Origin of the sequence: Winogradskyella litorisediminis, assembly GCF_042675765.1 — a bacterium.
GTDB classification, from domain to species: domain Bacteria; phylum Bacteroidota; class Bacteroidia; order Flavobacteriales; family Flavobacteriaceae; genus Winogradskyella; species Winogradskyella litorisediminis.
Map to the genome: position 1 here is coordinate 870871 of NZ_JBHTJL010000009.1, position 20921 is coordinate 891791.

The following is a 20921-nucleotide window of genomic DNA, read 5'->3' on the forward strand; positions in this document are numbered from 1 at the left end:
GTTTATTAAATGAACAGTTCTTTAATATTTGCAGCAAATAATTTTACAGCGATGGCTAATAAAATAACACCAAAAATTTTACGAATTATTTTAATACCATTTGGACCAATTAGACGCTCAATTTTTGCTGATGTTTTTAGTACAACGTAAATTACTAAAACATTTATAATTACAGCAACAATTATGTTTTCTATAAGAAATTCTGCTCGTAAAGAGAGAAGTGTGGTTAAACTTCCTGGACCAGCTATAAGCGGAAAAGCTAACGGAAAAACAGAAGCTGTTATAGCATCGCCATCATCATCTTCTTTGTAAAGGGTAATACCTAAAATCATTTCTAGCGCGATAAAAAACAAGATAAATGCACCTGCAACTGCAAATGAGTTGACATCAACTCCAATAAAATTTAGTAAGCGCTGACCAACAAATAAAAACACAACCATAATAATACCAGCAATAATTGCGGCTTTTTCAGACTGAATGTGGCCTGCTTTTTTTCTTAAATCTATAATTATTGGAATATTTCCGATGATATCTATTACAGCAAACAGTACCATAAACGCTGTAAAAATTTGTTTTAAATCAAAATCCATAAGTCAATTATTTAATTTTATCGATTTAGTTTCTTTTTTTAAATGTATTAAATTCAAATTTGAGTAAAAGCTAAAAGCCCTTTTAAAAATCGCCGCAAAGGTGCGATTAAATTGTAGAATTTCAATATTAAATAATAGTAAAGTTTCGTTACTTTTGCGGCATGTTTCAGCTCGGAAAAACCATAGTTTCAGAAGATATAATCGAAAAAGATTTTGTTTGTAATCTATCTGCTTGCAAAGGCGCATGTTGTATTGATGGCGATGCTGGTGCTCCTTTAGATGAAAATGAAGCGCAAATCTTGAAAGATATTTATCCTAAGGTGAAACCTTTCTTAAGAAATGAAGGCATCGCAGCAATTGAAACGCAAGGCGAATACATTACTACAGATTTTGGCGATTTAGAAACACCTTTAATTAACGGTGCCGATTGTGCTTATGTGATTTTTGATGAGAAAAAAACAGCGCTTTGTGGTATTGAAGAAGCTTATAACCAAGGCGAAATCAGCTGGAAAAAACCAGTATCGTGTCATTTGTACCCAATTAGAGTAAAAGACTATTCTGAATTTTCTGCAGTTAATTATGACAAGTGGGAAATTTGCGATGATGCGTGTTCGTTAGGCAAAGAACTTCAAGTCCCGATTTACAAATTTGTAAAAGAAGCACTCATCCGAAAATTTGGTGAAGATTGGTATGCGGAATTAGAGTCTGTTGCTCAGGCTAAGTTTGGTAAATAAGCTTTGCTAAAAAATGTTTTTGACTGCGCTCAACCTGACACCGGTTTTTAAATTTTTCAATACTTTCTATAATTAAAAGTTTAGTCTTTTCAGAATAACGCCCAAAAAAAACAGCCGCATTAAATACGACTGTTTTTTTATAATTTGGAATTTACAATTGTTTATCCTTCACAACTCGTGCACTCTTTCTTTTGTTTAAATTTTTGAGCGGCATTCATACTGTGTTGGTAGTACAACGATTTTAATCCTAATTTCCATGCAGTAACGTGGATTTTGTTAATCTCTTTTACTGGCATATCAGGGTGTACAATAATGTTTAATGACTGTCCTTGGTCAATATGGTTTTGTCTGTTTGCCGCTTGATAAATGATATCCATTTGGTCAATTTCAGGATAAGTTTTAAAAACTGCTTTTTCGTTTTCAGTTAAGAAATCTAAATGCTGTACAGAACCATCGCGGTCCCTAATTGAGCGCCAAACTTCTGTTGTATCTTGTCCTTTTGCTTCTAACAATTGTTGTAAATATGGATTCTTAATCGTCGTTTTAAGCTTTGCAATATCTTTCACATAAATATTAGACCAAATAGGCTCGATACCTTGAGATACTTGCCCTAAGATAAATGCAGATGACGTTGTTGGTGCAATTGCATTTAAAGTAGCATTACGTCTGCCGTAACCTTTAAGTACTTTTGGCTCGCCGAATTTAGCCGCTAATTGCTCAGAGGCTGCAACAGACTTTTCTTTAACAACTCTAAAGATTTCACTGTTTAAGTTGAATGCTTCTTGGCTATCAAAAGCATGCATTTTAGATTGCAATAAAGAGTGCCATCCTAAAACGCCCATTCCAAGTGCTCTGTTTTCTTTTGCGAAATTATAAGCACGCTCCATAAATAAAAAGGTTTGTCTGTCTTCTCTGTTATCAGAATCTCTGTATGCTTCTAATTTTTCTAAAAATTCAGTAATAACTGCATCTAAGAAATAAATCATTGTCTCAACGGCGTCTGTATCTTTCCACTTGTCGTAGTGTAATAAGTTTACACTTGATAGTACGCACACAAACGACCATTCATCGTTAGATGGTAACATGATTTCCGTACACAAGTTACTCGCGTGAATTGGGTGGTTTTTATCTTTATAAACGTCTGCTGCGCCTTTGTTTGCATTGTCATTGAAGAAAATGTAAGGATAACCCATTTCGCCACGTCGTTGTAATACTTTTGCCCAGATGCTTCGTTTTTCTTGGTCGCCAGCAATCATGTCTTCCATCCAAGCATTATCAACAGTTACACCATGCGTTAAGCCTTGAATTGGATTTCCTTCGGTACCAATTTCTAAAAACTCTTTAATATCTGGATGACTAACTGGTAAGTATGGCGAAAAACGACCACGTCTTACAGAACCTTGGCTTACCACATCTACCATAGATTCAAATAACTGCATAATATGCACGGCACCAGATGCCTCACCATTGTTTTTTACTGGTGCACCACGATGTCTAATTTTTCCAAAATAACCAGATGTTCCACCACCAAGTTTAGACATCATACCAACCTCTGACTGCGTGTATAAAATATTACCCATATCGTCATCCACATGCGACCCAAAACAGCTAATTGGTAAACCTCTTTCTTTACCAAAGTTAGACCAAACAGGTGACGCTAATGAGTAAAACCCATGAGACATATAGTTGTAAAACTTATCCGAAAAACCAGGCATTTGTAAAATTTGCTCCGCACGGTCAGCAACTTCTCTAATGCGTTGTTCTGCAGTAACACCTTCAATTAAATAACCTGCACCCAAAAACTTACGGCTGTTTTCGTTAAGCCATTCAAAATTACCTTCTCCAAGGGTTTTGTATTTATTTAAGGCTTCTTTTCTAGCTTCTTTGAGCTCATTGACTGGTTGTGATTTTGCGTCTATATTTTGGTTGAGGGTTTTCTCGTGCATGGTATGTTTGGTATTTGGATTAGTTAATTTTTAAAATAAGTCGTCGCTAGTAATACTTTGAGTACGTTTGCTATAGTTGATAGAGCGTTTTACGAAGAAATCGCCGTGTTTTGTACCAATGATTTCGTCATCAAACCATTCGGTTTCGTTTAATAATGTTTCGTTGATTTCAAAAACACTATCAATACCTATACTTTCTAAAGATTTGTTGAATCTATTTTTAAGGAATTCTGAAACTACTGCTTTTGGTAAAAAGTCAAGTTCGCCGTCTTCAAAAATCCAATCTACCAATTCATCTTCAGCTTCAAAAGCTTGTAAACACATGGTTTGGATTGTTTGGTGGTATTCTGGTGTAAACCATTCTGGATGCTCGTTTCTTAATATTTTTATTAAGTCGATACCAAAATCTCCATGAATTTGCTCTTCTTTTGATGTTGCTTCAACCACATTAGAAATACCTTTTAGCATATTTTTATGCTTATTGAAGGCCATAATAATTAAAAATTGAGAGAACAATGATACGTGCTCGATAAATAATGAGAATAGTAAAACTGCTTCAGCATATTCTTTATCGTCGTGACTTTTTGAATTTTTAAGCGCAGTTTCTAAATACTGCACACGCTTCATAATTACGGGTTTTTTCTTTAGTGCTTTAAATTCATTATTAAGACCTAAAATTTCTAAAAGGTGTGAATACGCATCGGCATGACGCACTTCACTTTCTGCAAAAGTAGAACCAACGGCTCCAATTTCTGGCTTAGGCATTCTGTGGTACAAATCGCCCCAGAAACTTTTTACAGCAACTTCAATTTGGCTAATTGCCAACATCGTATTTTTAATAGCGCTACGTTCTACGTCACTTAATCTCGATTTAAAATCCTGAATGTCGCTTGTAAAATTAAACTCTGTATGTATCCAGTATGAATGTCTTATTGCAGGAACATACTCATACAATTGCGGATATTCGTATGGTTTTAAACTTACGCGTTTTTCAAAAATATCTGACTTTCTTTTTTCAGCCTGTTGGTTTCTGTAAAGAATATAAGCTTTTGCTGCTTTTAAGAAACCAGTTGCCATTAAAGTCGTCTCAACATTATCCTGGATTTCTTCAATTGTAGGTATGTAATCTGCATCCTTTTCCTTACGTGCTGTCAGTACTTCATAAACGCTTAGCGCTACATTTTGCGCATCGTTAGCATCACCGTGTTCAACAGCAGTCATTGCTTTTAAAATTGCATTTGTAATTTTTTCTAGCTCAAATTTTTTGGTAGAGAAGTCCCGCTTGACTATGAAATCAATTTTTGACATAATTATAAGTTTTGGATTGTTAATCGAAGTGTAAAGATTGGAATTTTAGGCATTAAATTTTAATGACCTTAAAAAGGGTTCTCAACATTTTATTAACATTGCTTTAAGATGCCTATGAACAGTACAATTTTTATAAAAAAAAATTATGAAAGTTGTTTTTTTGATATAAAATTTAACAGAAATGGATGAAAAAAATTGTAAAATTTTGACTAAAAATTGAAGTTAAAAATGCAAGTAGTATCCTCTTTTTTGTTTTTGTTGAATTATTTTGAATTAAAATCAATTGAGCTATTTAAGGTACTGAAAAACAAAAAGTTAATGTTTTTTTTATTAGTTTAATATTTGTAAAACCCTTGGTTTTAGGGGCAAATTGTAAAGAAAAAATTTTAATATTTTTTGTTTAATCTTTTTGAAGAATTGGCTTTAATATGAAAGTGAAAATTAGTCAAAATTAGAAGTGCGAATTTTGATGAAATTTTGTTTTAAAATTGACAAAAACGATAAATTTCTATGTTACGGAATTGTAAAGTTATAGTTAAATAAATCTTTTCAAATTTCAAATTTTACTTTGAAATTTTTCTATTTTCCTAAAGTATCCGTACCCAAATACTTGTCATCTTTATTGTAATACCAAGCACGTATTTTTGGCATTTTAATGCCATTAACTGTTTCTTCTTTAGTGAGTAGAATATATTCGCCAGAATCAAATTTTACCTTGCCTTTTTTATCTGTTTTAAAGAACTGATACACTTCCATAGCATAGGTTTCTGGGTTAAAATAGAAATACCAGACGTCTGAGCCAACTTCGGCATCGTAAGTCGCTTTTAACACCAAATACGCTTTGCCTTTAAAAGTTTTGCGTTCAACTTTAGAATCGATATTTGTGCCATTGTCTTTAAGCTTCATTGGTAAACCGTACAAATAGGTATAGTAGTTTTTGTACATGTTGGCACGCTCGCAGGTCATTTTTTTGTCTTTGGCTTCAGCTTCGGTTAACTGCTTTTCGTTATAAAATAAAGAGCAATTGTTTTTACCAACTGTATACGTCTGTGTAATGGTGTCTCTTTGCGCGGTAACGCTAAAAAATTCCGCAGGTAAATTAATGTTTATATCACTTACGCGTGGACTTTGATTAGGCGTAGTCATGGTCACTTTAAAATTTCCGCTAAAACTTGGCCAATTGCCATTTGCGTCGTGATAGTTTATGGCTTTTTCTAATAGTTCTGCTCCAGTTGGTAAGTTTTGTGCAAAGCAAAAACCAACACCTAAAGACAATAAGACAATAAAGCCAATACGTTTCATAATTATTCTTTTTTATCTTCTGGTTTAGTTACTGTAGCCGGTTTTACTTTACTGTCATGAGAATTGAAGTATTCTTCTAATAAATCCATAATTGCAGATAGTAAATCTTTAGTTTCGAGTAAAAGATTGAAATATAAAGTCGTGTTTTTTGGACTTAATTCTTCACTTCGTGTACGCTCTACTTGTCGCTGAATTTTTTCTTTAACAATATTAAAAACTTCAGTTCTACTATTTAAAATAGCTTCAATTTCTTCAAAAGAATGCGACTCAAAAGCATCTTGAGTTGATTTAAATAATACTTCAAGTTGTTGGTCTAAGTCTTTCAATTCTTTAATTTGACTGAACTTTAGCTTCTTGTGATTATTGTTTACATGTTTGTGACTTACTTTTGAAATGTTTTCGAGTGATTGTGTAATGTCTTGTAAATGCCCTAAAATATTGATGTAAAAGTTACTAGCGCTTAGACTTGGCTCTTCGAGATTTTTAATAAAATAGAAGATGTTATCGCGCAGTTCATCAATTTCGAGAGAAAGTTTATTGATTTGCTTTTTATTCTTTTTAAGTACTGTTAAATTTTGAGTAGATAACCCGTTTATTGCTGATGTGTAAATGCGGTTACCTCGTTTTACAACGCTTGCAATTGTAGATGCACTTTCATAAATAACGCCTTGTGTAGAGCTGCTTTCTGCTTTTTGAAGCTTATCTTCTTCGCGCATAACTTGAGAACTCTTTCTGTGCGATAAATAATTTTTTAATAAAAGGACAACGGCTAAAATTAGCAAACCGGTCAATGCATAAGCGCCGCCATAAAATAATATAATAGCCATAATTGCTGCAGCCATAAAAGCACTAAATGCTGTAAAAAACCAACCGCCTATAACGTTAAGTACACCAGCAACACGATACACAGCACTCTCACTTCCCCAAGCGCGGTCAGCCAATGATGTTCCCATAGCCACCATAAATGTAACGTAAGTAGTAGAAAGCGGTAATTTCATGGATGTGGCAATTGATATTAAGACACTCGCAACCATGAGGTTTACTGCAGCTCTTACCAAATCAAACGCTGGTGCATCTTGTGCTTTAACAAGAGATACAGGTTTTATGTACTGATTATTGGTCCATTTTTTATAAGATTCTGGAAGAACATTATCAATATGCTCGGATAATCCAATGGTTAATCTTACTATTTTTCTAGACAGAAAGTTAGGTTCAAAACGCTCTTTACCTTCGCTTTGTCTTGATAAATCAACTGATGTTTTTACTACCGCTTTGGCTTTACTCGAAAACCACAAGGTTAATACCATAATTAAACCTGCTATGAGTAATAAATATGGTTCCGTTTGTACAGGTTTAGATAAATCTACCATGGCAAAGTTTGTTGCCAATTCACCACTTGCAGACCAAACTTCATAGGAGTTATAAGCAGCTATTGGCACACCTATAAAGTTGACTAAATCATTACCAGCAAAGGCTACAGCCAATGCAAATGTGCCTATGACAATAATTATTGTGTAAATTTTTGCATTGAAAATTTTAACCGCTAAATAAGATAAAATAGTAAAAGCAATAAAGCTTAATCCGATAAATGTCATTGGATGCGCGCTTAAAAATTCTTTTACAGATGCAGGCATAAAAGCTGCGTTTTTAAGGCCTTTTACAATAATAAAATACATGATGGATGTTACTGCAAAACCACTAAAAATAGCGCTATACCAAATTGGTTTTTCTTCAAACTTAAAAGTTAGTAATATCCTTGATATGTATTGAATAATAGCACCAATTGTAAATGCAACAACGACCGAAAGCAGAATGCCGAGTATGATTTCTATGGCTTTGGAGTTGTTAATATAGTTGGCTAAATCAATAATATTTTGTCCACTATCATCCGAGTATATTTTAATCATAGCCACAGCAACTGAAGCGCCCAAGAGCTCAAAAACAATAGAAACTGTTGTAGATGTAGGTAAGCCAAGTGTGTTGAAAAAATCGAGTAGGAGAATGTCTGTGAGCATCACCGCCATAAAAATGACCATGATTTCGTTAAACATAAATTCGCCAGGATTGAAAATTCCTTTTCGGGCAACTTCCATCATGCCACTAGACGTCATTGCACCGACAGCAACACCAATACTAGCAACAATCATTATGGTTTTAAAAGAAACGGCTTTGGAGCCAATAGCTGAGTTTAAAAAGTTTACAGCATCATTACTAACACCAACAACTAAGTCTGCAACTGCTAAAAAAGCGAGTGCAGCTAGCATATAAATGTATAAGTTTTCCATGTGGAATTATATATAAAAAGTTGAATGCAAAATACCTAAAAATAGCTTATTATAAAGTCATTATTAATTTTTTTTAGACTTTTAAAATAAACGAACTAAGTACAAAAAGTTTGTGCTCTGTTTGGAGGTTAAGAGCTTCAAAACGATATTCTAATCCAAATTGGATTTTTGAAGATTTTGAAATAGCCCAACCTATATTTGCAGTAGTTCTATGGTCAATTTCAGGTTTTATAGCTTCACTTTGGCTTAGTAAAGCTTCCGTAGATAAAACCAAATAACTTTCGCCAATGTCTAATTTTTCGCCATTAAGCGGAAAGTCTAAAGCAAATCTATAACGGTATCTTAAAATGGTAAAATTTGGTAAAATTCGTTGCTCTATTCTAAGGCGATGTCCAAATCGTAACGCTCTATTTTGCTTTGTATAATTAAATTGTTGAGTAAACCTTAGCTCATTATTGCCGCCATCTATACTTTCTCTTATTCTGTATTGAACGCCTAAACTTATACTATGATTGTAATTAAGTTTTAAGGTAGAAAAATGAACAAAATCGACTTGTCTATTTTCAAACTCAAAGTTTTTATCTTGATAAAAGTAATAACGCGACCGGACTGAAACATTTGTTTTGTAACTATCAGAAAAATCATGATTTATTGCTAATGCCGTTTCGCCTAAACCTTCAAAATTTTCTTGAGAACTCAATTGAAAGCCTATGAAGCACAATAAAATGACTATGATTGATTTAATACAAGACATAGTCATAGGCACTTGGGTTTACAATTCGAGAACTAATAAAATTCCCAGTTGGATTAAATGTAATTTCTCTAAGTTCTCTTTTTTCTAAAGTTTTTACTTCTACAATAAGTTCAAAATTTGGAAGTGTTTTATCATTTTCAGACATAATGATTTTCATAAATTCTGAAGCGCTTGAGGTATTGTTGAAGATGTATTGATGTTGAAGTTTAATGATTTTATGTTTTTCGAAATTTTTCTCAAAATAAGAGGTGATTTGTGTTTTAATTGAATCTTCAATGTCTTTAAATTTTGAAAGCACTTCGATATCTTCCAATTCGCCTTCTTCTGAAAACTCAATACTGTAGCGTACGCTTTTGTATTTCAGCTTAATCTCAAAACTTTTTTTACTGCCATCGACTTCTAAATAATATTTGATGCGTTTGGCATTATCAGGTAAAGATTTACTGATATTCTGAATAGAAATAGGAAGCTCGACAAAATCAATTCTTTCTTCTTTTTCATTTTTTTCTTGTCCAATTAAAGTGACAGAAAACGTGAAATAAAAGATAATTGTTAAAGCAGAAATTAATCGATAGGGCATTATAAAATTTTTCTCAAAAGTACAATTATTTATAAAATTTAGGATATTTATTTTTAGATAAGAAAACATTTAAGTATTTGAAAACTAATAATATGCATACCTAATGTTAATTTAATGTTACGGAGATGTTGTTTAAATGTAAAATTAATGTTATGTTTGTAAAGTTAAAATTAATAAACCCAAATTATTATGAAAAAGATAGCTGTTATTTTATTGATGTTATGTGTTGGTTTTACCTATGCACAAAAAGAAAGAACATTAACATTAAATAAAGAGAAAGACCTGATTGAGGTTGTTTACTTCCATGATAACGGTGAAGTGAGCCAAACAGGGTTTTATACAAAAGACGGTAAATTACATGGCGATTGGTATAGCTTTTGCCAAGAAGGTAATAAAATAACTTCTGCAAAGTATGATAATGGCAAAAAAGTGGGTAAGTGGTTTTATTGGAGTGGCGATAAATTAAAAGAAGTAGATTACTCTAACAATAAAATTGCTAGAGTCAATGAGTGGATAAATAAAACTGAAGTAGCTTCGAATAGATAAGTTATAGTCTATATAAAATAGAAAAGGCATCCAAAATTTGGATGCCTTTTTCGTCTATACACATTTGAGACTAAATCAAAATGCTTGTCTTGTATGTTTTAGTTTCCTACAGTCCAACCTGCGCCCCAAGTTGCAAAATCAGTACCAGTTCCATTTCCTATACCAGATAAGAAATCTGACTCAGTAAATGTCTCTCCAGTATCGTTTTTAACGTTAAGCGTTACGTCTGTAAATAATAAGTCAGTTGCTGTTAAGTCTCCATTTAATACGTGAGTACCAGTTGGATTATCACTCATTGCACCAGCATCACCGTCAAGGTCAAAAGCTTCAGCAAAACCTACGATTTCAACATTAGTAAATGTACCTTGAGTACCTGCTCTTAAACGAATTGCTTCATTTCCTGTACTAGAACCATTACCAATAATTGTTAAATTAGTTACTGTTGGGTTAGACCAAAATAAAGGACTAGAGTTGTTCCCGATGTCCGTATTGTAACCATCTGCTTCAATACCTTTATCGTGCTCAGCACCGTGTTGCACGTGAGCATTTGTAATTGTACCTGAGTAACCTTCAGTCCAGTCAATAGAATCATCTTGAGAATTTACAACAGATACAAAACTTGCGTTTACTGTACCACCAAAAAACTCAATACCATCGTCTTTACCTTCAAAAGCTTGGATGTATTCTACAATAGTTCCGTTACCTACACCGTAAAAAGAGAAGCCATTATTTTCTGATTGACCATCAGCAGAACCACCTGAATATTCAACTCTTACGTATCTTAATGTTCCAGAGTTGTCACCTGCGTTTGTACCACCATAAGGCAAACTTGCAATTTCAGAAGTTGCAGTAGCCGAACCTGTTACTGAATTAATTGGCGCATTACCAAGTAAAATAATTCCGCCCCAATCACCAGCTTGTGGATTTGCCGCGTCTGATGTGAAAACGATAGGATTGTTTGCAGTACCGATAGCTTCAATTTGCGCACCAGCAGAAATAGCTACATAAACGTTAGAACCAGCAGCAAGTGCTTCGATTGTCATTCCTGCAGGAATTCTTAAAGTAGTACCACTTGCCATGATAAGTGAACCGTTTAATTTGTAAGTATTATTTGCATCTAAATTTAAATCTTCAGTAAATGTACCAGATAAAAATATAGTTGCTGGATTATTATTTCCTCCACCGTTATTGTTTGTAACGCTGTTGTCATTAATAATAATGTCTGCCGTATCGTCTGATGTACATGAGCTTAACAATAGTGCAAAAATTGCTAAACATGATAATAAATTGTTTTTCATTTTTTCGGTTTTAATTTTTGTTATTAATATGTTTTAAAAATTATATTTTAATGAGAAACCTGAGTTAATTCCTCTTTTGTAATCTGTAACATCTTTACCATTTGGTGAGGTTACTAAAACATCACCAACAGAAGTTCCTTCTCTAATAAATTGTATGGTAGGATTTAGTATGTTTTTAACACCAACACTTAACTCTAATTTTTCTGTTAATTTTCCTTTTAAGATAAAGTCCAGAGTTGGAATTCCTTTTTCAATGACATTACCCAATTGACCAGAACCTAAGGCGTCAATACGATCTGCGAAGTATGAGAATACTAAGTTTGCTGACGGTTCAAAATTTCCAATTTTTGGCGAGTAGCTTACATCAGCATTTATTAAAAACGGTGACGCACCTTGTAGCTCTTCTTCGTCTTTATTGAAGCTCACACTATATGTACCAATAATTGAGCTGTACAAATCCTGGCGCGTATACATATAAGTTGCATTAAGACCAGCGGCAAGTTTGGTTTCACCTTCGCTATCTGTAAGTATGTTTTTTCTTATTTCGGCTTCAACACCAAATACTTCGGCGCGTTCACCAGTTCTAAAGAAACGTTGTGTTCCTGTAGCATCAAAAGCTACAACTTGGTTTACTGGGTCATTAATTCTTTTATAGAAACCACCAATAGAAATAATTTCGCCTGGTGTTACAAACCAATCATATTTTAAATCTATGTTTAAAATCTCGGAGTAAGATGCGTCAGTTACATTGGTATATTGAATGTTGTCGTTTTGTCTTCCTAATAAATCTGGGTTACCACCAATTCTTTGAGAAATACTTTCGTAAACAAATGGCGCAACTTCTTTAAACTCTGGTAATGAAATGGTTTGACTTGCAGAAAAACGGAAGTTCATATCGTCGTTGAGCGCGTACTTTAAACTTAAGCTTGGTAAAAAAACTGTTTCTTCAGCACCAACTGAACTATTTCCTAAAGAGCCTAAGTTAATAACATCATAAGAGATATTTTGATCAATAAGTTCTGCTCTAATACCTGGAACAATTAACCATTTATCATCTTTGGATTTAATTTCGGCATTGGCATATCCAGCAAAAATATCTAACTCACCATTATAAGTGTTTTCTGGCAAACCTGGTCGGTTGGTATTGCTTAATCCTGGGAAAGGATTAATAACTTGTATATCGTATAAACCACCTGTATTTGGATTTAAAGTTAAATTGTCTAACGTAAAAATAGAATTGAAATCGTTTACATTACTAACAGGAGTATTAGGGTTTGTGATATCATATCCGTAACGTATGTTTTCAAAATTTCGCTCTTTTGATTTTCCACTTGTACCAAAATTTAATTTAAAAGTTTCCGAAGGTTCGTAGGCTATATTGAATCGACTATTAAACTCTTCATCATTTATATCTTGAAAATAACGTTGGTTGTCAAAAACCACATTGCTATAAAAACTTGGGTTCGTTGACGAATCATTATCTAAAGCAAATTGATAGTTTTCTAAGCTTATACGCTTACGGTCTGGTTCGTGAGCATTTACTTTGTTGTAACCAAAAGCCCAATCAATATCCCATTTTTCAAATCTGTGGCGTCCTAGAAGTTGATTTACATAAATAAGGTTTTGATTAAACTGAACGTTCATTTGATAAAAACCTTGGTCTGTATCTAAAATAGCGTCACGATTACGACCATTTCCATCAATACCAAAATATCCGACACGGTCTGAAGAGCTATTTATAAACAAAGAGTTAAACTTAAACGAACTAATATTGTCTAATTTGTAGTTGGCAGAAACCATTGCTGTAGTTTTTGTAGAATATTCAAATTCCTCAGCATCTTCAAAGGCTTTCTTTTCAACGTTTGTGTAATCTACATTTGAGCCTCTTCGGTATTCAAAACCATTTTCAAAAGAACCTGTTCCGTAGAAACTTAAACGTGAACCGTTTTCAAAATCAAATGATTTCCCGAAAGAACCACCAAAATTTATATCAATTGGCGCAGCGGCATCAGTTGGGTCAAAACCATGAGATAAAATTACTGCGAATGGATTATTATCATATCTATTATAATAGCCAAAGTAGCTTGTACCTTCACTTTTAACAAAAGATTTGTCTGCAGCGTTTGAGTTTACGCCAGAGCCAACATAAAAATCAAAAAAGCCATTGCCTTTATAATCTTTTGACGTCACATCCACATTACCAGCTGAAAAATCTCCAAAAAACTTTGACGAATAAGCTTTACTGATAGAAACATTTTCAATTATATCTGATGAGAAAAGATTTAGGTCAATGTTCTTTTTATTTACATCGTTAGACGGTAAAGACAAACCATTCATAGTTGTGTTCAAATATCTATCACCTAAACCACGAACATAAACATTGCTAGAACCTTCTTGTTTTGAAACTCCCGAAATTTTTGCAACAGCACCAGCAGCATCACTAACACCTTTACGGGATAGCTCTTGCGCACCAATACTTTGCTTTATTTCGGTTGCTTTTTTTTGATCTAATAAAAGGGCCGCTTCGGTTTCTTTTTTGGCTGTTGTTTTAATTACTACTTCGTCTAAGGCAGCAGCACTTGCGCTCATAGTAATATTTAACGTAGTGGTTTGCCCAGCTAAAACTTCTACCTGCTTGTCAATAGTTTCGTAACCAACATAACTAAAAGAAATAGTGTAAGAACCTGGTGAAAGGTTTTCTAATTGATAAAGTCCATCAATATCAGAAGTCACACCAGTTGTTGTTCCTTTTATAAGCACATTAGCAAATGGTAAAGGTTCATTGTTAAACTCTTTATCAAGGATTTTGCCAGCAATAGTTCCTGTGTCTTGTCCAAAAACAAATGCGGTAAATAGTAAGGTAAAAAATGTAATATTAAGTTTCATTAGTTGAAATTCAAATTTATGCTGCAAAGAAACCACCATCTTCTTAGTTATAGGTTAACCAAAAATTAAAGATTAGTCATTAAAAGGTTAGGATAAGGTTACCTTAATATTAATAGCTAATCATTGACCGAAACAATTTCTTAACATTGAATTTGTTAGCAGATTTTTGAGGTTGCTTTAAATCTTGTTTGCCAATTTCTATATATTGCCGATGCAAATTATTAGTTATGAATTGGGAACAATTACTATCGTTAAAACGTCAAGGAGATACCAATAAGCGTTTAAGAAAAGAACAAGATGAAACGCGTTTAGGTTTTGAAGTTGATTACGACCGAATTATTTTTTCTTCAGAATTTAGAAGTCTTCAAGACAAAACTCAAGTGGTGCCTTTATCCAAAACTGATTTTGTACACACACGTCTCACTCACAGTTTAGAAGTAAGTGTTGTTGGCCGCTCTTTAGGAAGACAAGTAGGATTGTTGTTGTTAAATAAATACCCGCATTTACAGAATATTCATGGTTACCAAGCCAACGATTTTGGAGCTATTGTTGCAGCTGCTGCTTTGGCGCACGATATTGGAAATCCGCCTTTCGGACATTCAGGTGAAAAAGCTATTGGCGCATATTTTAAAAAAGGAGAAGGAAAAACCCTAAAAAGCGTATTAACCGAAAAGCAATATCAAGATTTATGCGATTTTGAAGGAAATGCTAACGGATTTAAGATTCTTACAGAAAGTAGAGAAGGACGCGAAGGCGGATTAAGATTAAGCTACGCAACATTAGGCGCATTTATGAAATACCCAAAAGCTTCATTGCCTAAAAAGCCAACCAAGCATATTGCTGATAAAAAATACGGTTTTTTTCAAAGTGAAGAAGCTTCTTTTGTTGCCATTGCTCAAGAACTTGGTTTAAAGTTAAGAGACGCAAAAAACAATTTATTTGCCAGACATCCATTAGCTTTTTTAGTTGAAGCAGCAGACGATATTTGTTACACAATAATAGATTTTGAAGATGGTATAAATCTAGGTTTAATTGAAGAAGAATATGCACTAGAGTATTTAATTAAGCTCGTAAAAGGAACAATAAATACTGACAAATACAGTGCGCTGCAAACCACTGAAGACCGTGTAAGTTATTTGCGAGCATTAGCCATTGGTACTTTAATTAATGAAGCAGTTTCTATTTTTATGGAAAATGAAAAAGCTATTCTTAATGGTGAATTTGATACTGGATTACTAGATATAAGTAGTTACAAGGCGCAAATTAAAGACATAATAGACATTAGTATAAAAAACGTTTATGAGTCTGAGGAAGTAATTAATAAAGAAATTGCTGGATATAAAGTACTAGATGGATTGCTTTCAACATATGTAGGCGCAGCAATAAATGTTTATTCTGGTGATATTTCTACTTATGACAAATTAGTTTTAAAGACGTTGCCAAAAACGGTAAGCCTCTCAAACGATGCTCTTTATGACAATGTAATGGCAGTTTGTTTGTTTATTTCTAAGTTGTCTGATTCTAATGCAATGGCATTATTTCATCGGCTTAATGGAATTTCTATATAATTTAACTTGTTTAAAATCAATTATTTAATAAATCATATACGCATTTCATCGATAATATTTGTTTTTTAACGATTAAATACGTTCTTTTGATTTGTTAGAATCCCAAATCTACCATGACTTATGAAAAATAATGTACTTAGTGCCTTTGTAGTGTTCTTCGCTGTTTTAGCGTGTCTATTAATTATTGATGACTTGACGCACGGTGTTAAACCGTCTTTACAAAATGAAATCATAGATTCTAAAACTGAAGCAACAACATCCGAAAACTTAGCAACTTTAGATATTGAGGCCGAAGATTAAGTTTTTTACCTTTTCTTTTAAACTTTCAGCATCAATTTTATTGATGCTTTTTAATTCTTGTACAGAACCGTGTTCTGTAAATTTATCAGCAATTCCTAAGATTTCAATCTTATTTTTATAGTTATTTTGGTTGGCAAATTCTAAAACAGCACTTCCAAATCCACCTACAACTGTACCATCTTCAATCGTGATAACAGCTTTATAATTCCCAAAAATTTCATGTAATAATTTTGTGTCTATCGGCTTTACAAAACGCATATCGTAATGCCCTATAGATTCAAATTCTTCAAAACTATCGAGTACTTTTACAACAGTATTTGCAGTTGTCCCCAAAGAAAGTATGGCCAAATCTTTTCCTTTTTTTAGCTCAATTCCTTTTCCTATTTCAATGACTTCAAAAGGCTTTTTCCAGTCTATAATTTCACATCGACCACGAGGATATCTAATGGCTATTGGGAAATCGATTTTTAACTGAACAGTATACATGATATTCCTGAGTTCAATCGCATTTCTAGGTGCAAAAACCACTAAATTTGGTATGCATCGTAAATATGCTAAATCAAAAACACCGTGGTGTGTGGCGCCATCTTCGCCAACTAAACCTGCACGGTCTAAGCAAAAAATAACAGGCAAATTTTGTAATGCTACATCATGAATCACTTGGTCGTAAGCACGTTGCAAAAAGGTTGAATAAATGTTACAAAACGGAATTAAGCCTTGGGTTGCCATACCGGCAGCCATTGTCACGGCGTGTTGCTCGGCAATACCAACATCAAAAGCACGGTCCGGAATGTCGTGCATCATGTATTTAAGAGAACTACCTGTTGGCATTGCTGGTGTAATACCAACAATATTTTTATTCTGTTTTGCTAATTCAACAATAGTTTCGCCAAAAACATCCTGAAATTTAGGTGGTTGGCTTAGGCTAGATTTAATTATTAACTCTCCAGTTTTAGCATTAAATTTTCCAGGTGCGTGATAGGTGACTTGGTTTTCTTCGGCCTGTTTTAAACCTTTACCTTTCATGGTAATCACATGAAGAAATTTTGGGCCTTTAACTGTTTTTAAACGCTCTAACTCGCTGATTAATTTTGGTAAATCATGCCCATCAATTGGTCCTGAATAATCAAAATTTAAGGCTTCAAAAATATTATCCTGCTTTTCAGTGCCTTTTTTTACGTTGGTTAAATATTCCTTTAGTGCACCAACACTTGGGTCAATGCCAATGGCGTTGTCATTCAGAATAACGAGTAAGTTTGCATCTGTGACGCCAGCATGATTTAAACCTTCAAAGGCCATTCCGCTTGCAATTGAGGCATCACCAATAACTGCAATATGTTGTTTGTGTATATCACCATTTAATTTTGACGCAATTGCCATTCCTAATGCAGCAGAGATAGATGTTGACGAATGACCAACACCAAACGTATCAAATTCGCTCTCATCTCTTTTTGGAAAACCGCTAATTCCGCCAAGTTGTCTATTGGTTTCAAAAACTGACTTACGACCAGTTAATATTTTATGCCCGTAGGCTTGATGACCAACATCCCAGATAAGTAAATCTTCAGGTGTATTAAACACATAGTGCAAAGCAATAGTTAACTCTACAACGCCTAAACTTGCGCCCAAATGCCCTTCTTTTGTTGCTACAATATCAATGATAAATTGACGTAACTCATTGGCAAGCTGAGGTAAATTATCGTAAGATAATTGTCTAAGGTCTTTTGGGAAATTGATATTTTCAAGAAAGCTGTGGCTCATAAAGCAAAGCTACAATAATTGAATATCATTTCTGAATGTATTATTTGTTTTGATTTTTTACTTTTACCATTATGATAAACCCATTCGACGATACATACTTTATGAAAAAAGCTTTGCAAGAAGCTGAAGTTGCTTTTGAAAAAGGTGAAATCCCTGTTGGTGCTATTGTCGTTATAAAAGATAAAATCATCGCGCGGTCGCATAACCTTACCGAATTATTAAATGATGTCACCGCACATGCCGAAATGCAAGCCATTACCTCAGCAGCAAACTTTTTAGGTGGAAAATATCTTCAAGATTGTACATTGTACGTCACTTTAGAACCTTGCCAAATGTGTGCTGGTGCGTTGTATTGGAGCCAGATTTCAAAAATTGTTTTTGGGGCTTCAGATGAGCAACGCGGATTTAGAGTTATGGGCACAAAATTACACCCTAAAACCAAGGTGGTAAACGGAATATTAGAAAAGGAAGCTTCAGAATTAATGAAACGTTTTTTTATTGAAAAACGAAATTTGAATTAAAAAGTAATTCATTTATTAAACAGAATAGAACTGAGTCGAGTAATTTTTTTTTGTTAGTGAGTGAAATTGAAGCAAAAAAAACGCCCAATCTTTCGATTGAGCGTTGAAACTTGTAAGATATATACTTATAGTACCTCTACGTTAGCGGCTACCATTCCTTTTCTTCCTTCTTCTTCTGTGTACTCTACTTGATCACCTTCACGAAGCTCTACTCCGTTTAAGTTTGATACGTGTACAAAGATGTCTTTTCCTGTTTCTTCGTTTGTAATGAATCCAAATCCTTTTGAATCATTGAAAAATTTAACTGTTCCAGTCATTATAAATATAAATAAAAATTAAAGTGCAAAGATACAGTTAAAAACATTACTAATGTTAATAAATTGTTTTATTTCAAAATGTTAGTACTTATGGCGCTTCTGATTTTCGCGCATTTTGTCTAAACTGTCTTTGTTTATCATATAATCTTTAGGGTCTTTATCTTTCCAACGATAGTAAGAAAATATCGGAAAAACCACAAAAAAAATACCCAAAACACCAAAACCTATCAACTTATTAGCATACGGAACGTCAATAAAATAACCACAAATTATGCTAATTATTGAAGCTAAAAGCGCAATAAGCGTTATAATTTTTAGAATTTTCATCTTTAAATTTTCTATTAATGTATAAATCTGAATCAAATATTAAACACCTTCCGACTGGGCTCAAGGTGACAGAATTCAATACTTTAAGATGTAAAATTAATCAATTCTTTTCGGTAGGCTGTGAGAAGTTTCGATTTTGAAATAAAACCATAATACTTTTCATTTTTAAGTACAGGTAAATTCCAGGCTCTTGATTCTTGAAACTTTTTCATGACTTGCTGCATATTGTCTTTTTCATAAATAATAAATTCTGGCGGGCGATGCATAAATGTTTCTACGGTTGTCGATTCATAGAGTGCTTGGTCAAACATTACGGTTCTGATATCATCTAACAGAATTATTCCCATAAAATTATTGTCTTTATCGGTTACAGGAAATAAGTTTCGGTTAGACTTAGCTACTGCATTTTTTAACATATCACCAAGAGTCATTTCAGGATGAAGCACAATAAAATTCTTTTCAATAACAGCATCCATTTTCATGATAGTTAAAACATTTTTGTCTTTATCTTGTGTTAATAGCGCTCCTTTTTCTAGTAATTCTTTAGTGTAGATTGTATGATTTAAAATGTTTTTATTAATGATAAACGCCATTGAAGCTGTTATCATTAAGGGTACAAAAAGTTCGTAACCGCCAGTAATTTCTGCAATTAAAAAAATAGCGGTTAATGGCGCATGCAACACGCCGGCAATAAGACCAGCCATTCCTATTAATGTAAAATTAGCTTCAGAAACCGAAAAGCCCAAACCACAATTATTCACAATTTTTGCAACCAAATTTCCTAAAGCACTACCAGTAACTAATGTCGGAATAATTACTCCACCTGTTCCGCCAGCTGCCATCGTCATGGTCATAGCAATGGTTTTAAAAATAGTAATACCAAAAAGCAAAGCAATAACGACCCAGATATTATCAATGTAACTATCGAAAATAGAATTGCCGATAGCTTTGGTGTCATTGCCAAGCATCAAATCATTAATAAAACCGAAACCTTCACCATATAATGGCGGAATAAAATACAACATTACACCAATGGCTAAACCACCAACTATGAGTTTGTGTTTTGGTGATTTAAATCGATTAAAAATAGAAGTTACTGCAAAATAGATTTTTGTAAAATAAATAGAAGCAAAACCAGTACCTATACCTAACAAAATATAGAAAAGCGTGTCTTTAATTTGAAATTTTTCTGAAACAATAAAATTAAAAAGCACACTATCTCCTAAGAAAAAATATGAAGTAATCACAGATGATACCGATGCAATTAAAAGCGGCAAAAGTGAAGCGAATGTTAAGTCTAAACTAAACACTTCAATGGCAAAAATTATAGCTGCAATGGGCGATTTAAATATTGATGCAATAGCACCAGCAGAAGCGCAACCAATAAGTAAGCTTCGTGTTTTTCTATCAATATGAAGCCATTGGCCTAATGTAGAACTTATGGCTGATGCCGAAGCAATTGCCGGACCAAGTAAACCAACCGAACCACCAAAACCAACAGTTAATGGTGCAGTTATGAGCGGTAAATAGATTTTACGTTTATTAATAAGTCCATTTCGTTTAGATAACGAATATAATATAGATGGTATAGCATGTTCACTTGGTTTTTTTGAAATGTACTTAGTAAACAAATACACTAAAAGCAAACCGATGACTGGTAAAATAAAGTAGATACTATTTTCTGAAAGGATGATCCCTTTTTCAAAAATGGCTTCAATTGTAAATGTTATATTTTTTATGGTTACAGCAACTAATCCCGAAAGTAAACCAATAATTAAAGCCACAATAAAGATAAAATTCTTTTCAGAGATAAATTTGTATCTCCAAATAAGCAGTTGCTTAAAGAATTTTGATTTTGTTGGCATAGATTAAATCTAATAAAAAATCCTGCATATAGC

The 20921-nt window shown here is 33.4% G+C and carries 18 protein-coding genes; 5 read left to right on the plus strand and 13 right to left on the minus strand.

From position 1 onward, the window contains the following. Nucleotides 1–5: 5 nt before the first annotated feature. Complete coding sequence (locus ACFQ1Q_RS06185; protein ID WP_386129041.1) at nucleotides 6–590, minus strand: MarC family protein; 585 nt, start codon at nucleotides 588–590, stop codon at nucleotides 6–8. A 161-nt stretch (nucleotides 591–751) separates the two neighbouring features. Between ACFQ1Q_RS06185 and ACFQ1Q_RS06190 the strand changes: the two genes are divergently transcribed. Further along, nucleotides 752–1324 (plus strand): DUF3109 family protein, encoded by a 573-nt coding sequence (locus tag ACFQ1Q_RS06190; RefSeq protein ID WP_386129043.1) that lies wholly within the window; start codon nucleotides 752–754, stop codon nucleotides 1322–1324. Nucleotides 1325–1485: 161 nt separating this feature from the next. Here ACFQ1Q_RS06190 and ACFQ1Q_RS06195 read toward each other — a convergent pair whose 3' ends face one another. From ACFQ1Q_RS06195 to ACFQ1Q_RS06220, 6 genes are all read right to left on the minus strand, one after another. After that, a complete protein-coding gene (locus tag ACFQ1Q_RS06195) occupies nucleotides 1486–3270 on the minus strand; it encodes a ribonucleoside-diphosphate reductase subunit alpha (RefSeq protein WP_386129045.1) in 1785 nt (594 codons plus the stop codon). A 30-nt stretch (nucleotides 3271–3300) separates the two neighbouring features. Beyond that, nucleotides 3301–4578 (minus strand): ribonucleotide-diphosphate reductase subunit beta, encoded by a 1278-nt coding sequence (locus ACFQ1Q_RS06200; protein ID WP_386129047.1) that lies wholly within the window; start codon nucleotides 4576–4578, stop codon nucleotides 3301–3303. 579 nt (nucleotides 4579–5157) lie between these two features. Beyond that, nucleotides 5158–5880, minus strand: a complete 723-nt coding sequence (locus tag ACFQ1Q_RS06205; RefSeq protein ID WP_386129048.1) for a DUF6503 family protein — start codon at nucleotides 5878–5880, stop codon at nucleotides 5158–5160. Between the two features lie 2 nt (nucleotides 5881–5882). Then, the gene (locus tag ACFQ1Q_RS06210) at nucleotides 5883–8165 is read right to left on the minus strand and encodes an inorganic phosphate transporter (protein WP_386129050.1); all 2283 of its coding nucleotides are present in this window, start codon (nucleotides 8163–8165) and stop codon (nucleotides 5883–5885) included. A 73-nt stretch (nucleotides 8166–8238) separates the two neighbouring features. Continuing rightward, complete coding sequence (locus ACFQ1Q_RS06215) at nucleotides 8239–8919, minus strand: DUF2490 domain-containing protein (RefSeq protein WP_386129052.1); 681 nt, start codon at nucleotides 8917–8919, stop codon at nucleotides 8239–8241. Beyond that, nucleotides 8906–9499 carry a hypothetical protein gene (locus ACFQ1Q_RS06220; protein WP_386129054.1) on the minus strand — a complete coding sequence of 198 codons (594 nt, stop codon included), beginning with the start codon at nucleotides 9497–9499 and terminating at the stop codon, nucleotides 8906–8908. Before ACFQ1Q_RS06220 ends, ACFQ1Q_RS06215 begins: the two co-directional genes overlap by 14 nt. A gap of 189 nt (nucleotides 9500–9688) precedes the next feature. On the opposite strand from ACFQ1Q_RS06220, the gene ACFQ1Q_RS06225 reads away from it, so the two are divergent. Further along, complete coding sequence (locus ACFQ1Q_RS06225) at nucleotides 9689–10045, plus strand: toxin-antitoxin system YwqK family antitoxin (protein ID WP_386129056.1); 357 nt, start codon at nucleotides 9689–9691, stop codon at nucleotides 10043–10045. 98 nt (nucleotides 10046–10143) lie between these two features. Here ACFQ1Q_RS06225 and ACFQ1Q_RS06230 read toward each other — a convergent pair whose 3' ends face one another. Then, nucleotides 10144–11343, minus strand: coding sequence for a multidrug transporter (locus ACFQ1Q_RS06230; protein WP_386129058.1), 1200 nt, complete (start codon nucleotides 11341–11343; stop codon nucleotides 10144–10146). A 33-nt stretch (nucleotides 11344–11376) separates the two neighbouring features. Continuing rightward, nucleotides 11377–14229, minus strand: coding sequence for a TonB-dependent receptor (locus ACFQ1Q_RS06235; RefSeq protein WP_386129060.1), 2853 nt, complete (start codon nucleotides 14227–14229; stop codon nucleotides 11377–11379). 227 nt (nucleotides 14230–14456) lie between these two features. On the opposite strand from ACFQ1Q_RS06235, the gene ACFQ1Q_RS06240 reads away from it, so the two are divergent. Together ACFQ1Q_RS06240 and ACFQ1Q_RS06245 are read left to right on the plus strand one after the other, a co-directional pair. Continuing rightward, nucleotides 14457–15797 (plus strand): deoxyguanosinetriphosphate triphosphohydrolase, encoded by a 1341-nt coding sequence (locus ACFQ1Q_RS06240; RefSeq protein ID WP_386129062.1) that lies wholly within the window; start codon nucleotides 14457–14459, stop codon nucleotides 15795–15797. Between the two features lie 120 nt (nucleotides 15798–15917). Beyond that, nucleotides 15918–16097 carry a hypothetical protein gene (locus ACFQ1Q_RS06245; protein WP_386129064.1) on the plus strand — a complete coding sequence of 60 codons (180 nt, stop codon included), beginning with the start codon at nucleotides 15918–15920 and terminating at the stop codon, nucleotides 16095–16097. Here the strand turns inward: ACFQ1Q_RS06245 and ACFQ1Q_RS06250 are convergent. Next, a complete protein-coding gene (locus ACFQ1Q_RS06250) occupies nucleotides 16074–17858 on the minus strand; it encodes a 1-deoxy-D-xylulose-5-phosphate synthase (protein ID WP_386129066.1) in 1785 nt (594 codons plus the stop codon). The genes ACFQ1Q_RS06245 and ACFQ1Q_RS06250 overlap by 24 nt on opposite strands. Nucleotides 17859–17929: 71 nt before the next feature. On the opposite strand from ACFQ1Q_RS06250, the gene ACFQ1Q_RS06255 reads away from it, so the two are divergent. After that, entirely contained in the window at nucleotides 17930–18379 is a 450-nt protein-coding gene (locus ACFQ1Q_RS06255) for a nucleoside deaminase (RefSeq protein ID WP_386129068.1), read from the plus strand. Nucleotides 18380–18504: 125 nt separating this feature from the next. Here ACFQ1Q_RS06255 and ACFQ1Q_RS06260 read toward each other — a convergent pair whose 3' ends face one another. The 3 genes from ACFQ1Q_RS06260 to ACFQ1Q_RS06270 all read right to left on the minus strand — a co-directional run bounded on the left by ACFQ1Q_RS06260 (nucleotide 18505) and on the right by ACFQ1Q_RS06270 (nucleotide 20888). Then, nucleotides 18505–18696 (minus strand): cold-shock protein, encoded by a 192-nt coding sequence (locus ACFQ1Q_RS06260; RefSeq protein WP_173302025.1) that lies wholly within the window; start codon nucleotides 18694–18696, stop codon nucleotides 18505–18507. 81 nt (nucleotides 18697–18777) lie between these two features. Further along, nucleotides 18778–19023: a hypothetical protein gene (locus ACFQ1Q_RS06265; protein ID WP_386129070.1), complete on the minus strand. Its 246-nt coding sequence runs from the start codon at nucleotides 19021–19023 to the stop codon at nucleotides 18778–18780. Nucleotides 19024–19106: 83 nt separating this feature from the next. After that, the gene (locus ACFQ1Q_RS06270) at nucleotides 19107–20888 is read right to left on the minus strand and encodes a chloride channel protein (RefSeq protein ID WP_386129072.1); all 1782 of its coding nucleotides are present in this window, start codon (nucleotides 20886–20888) and stop codon (nucleotides 19107–19109) included. Nucleotides 20889–20921: the final 33 nt, after the last annotated feature.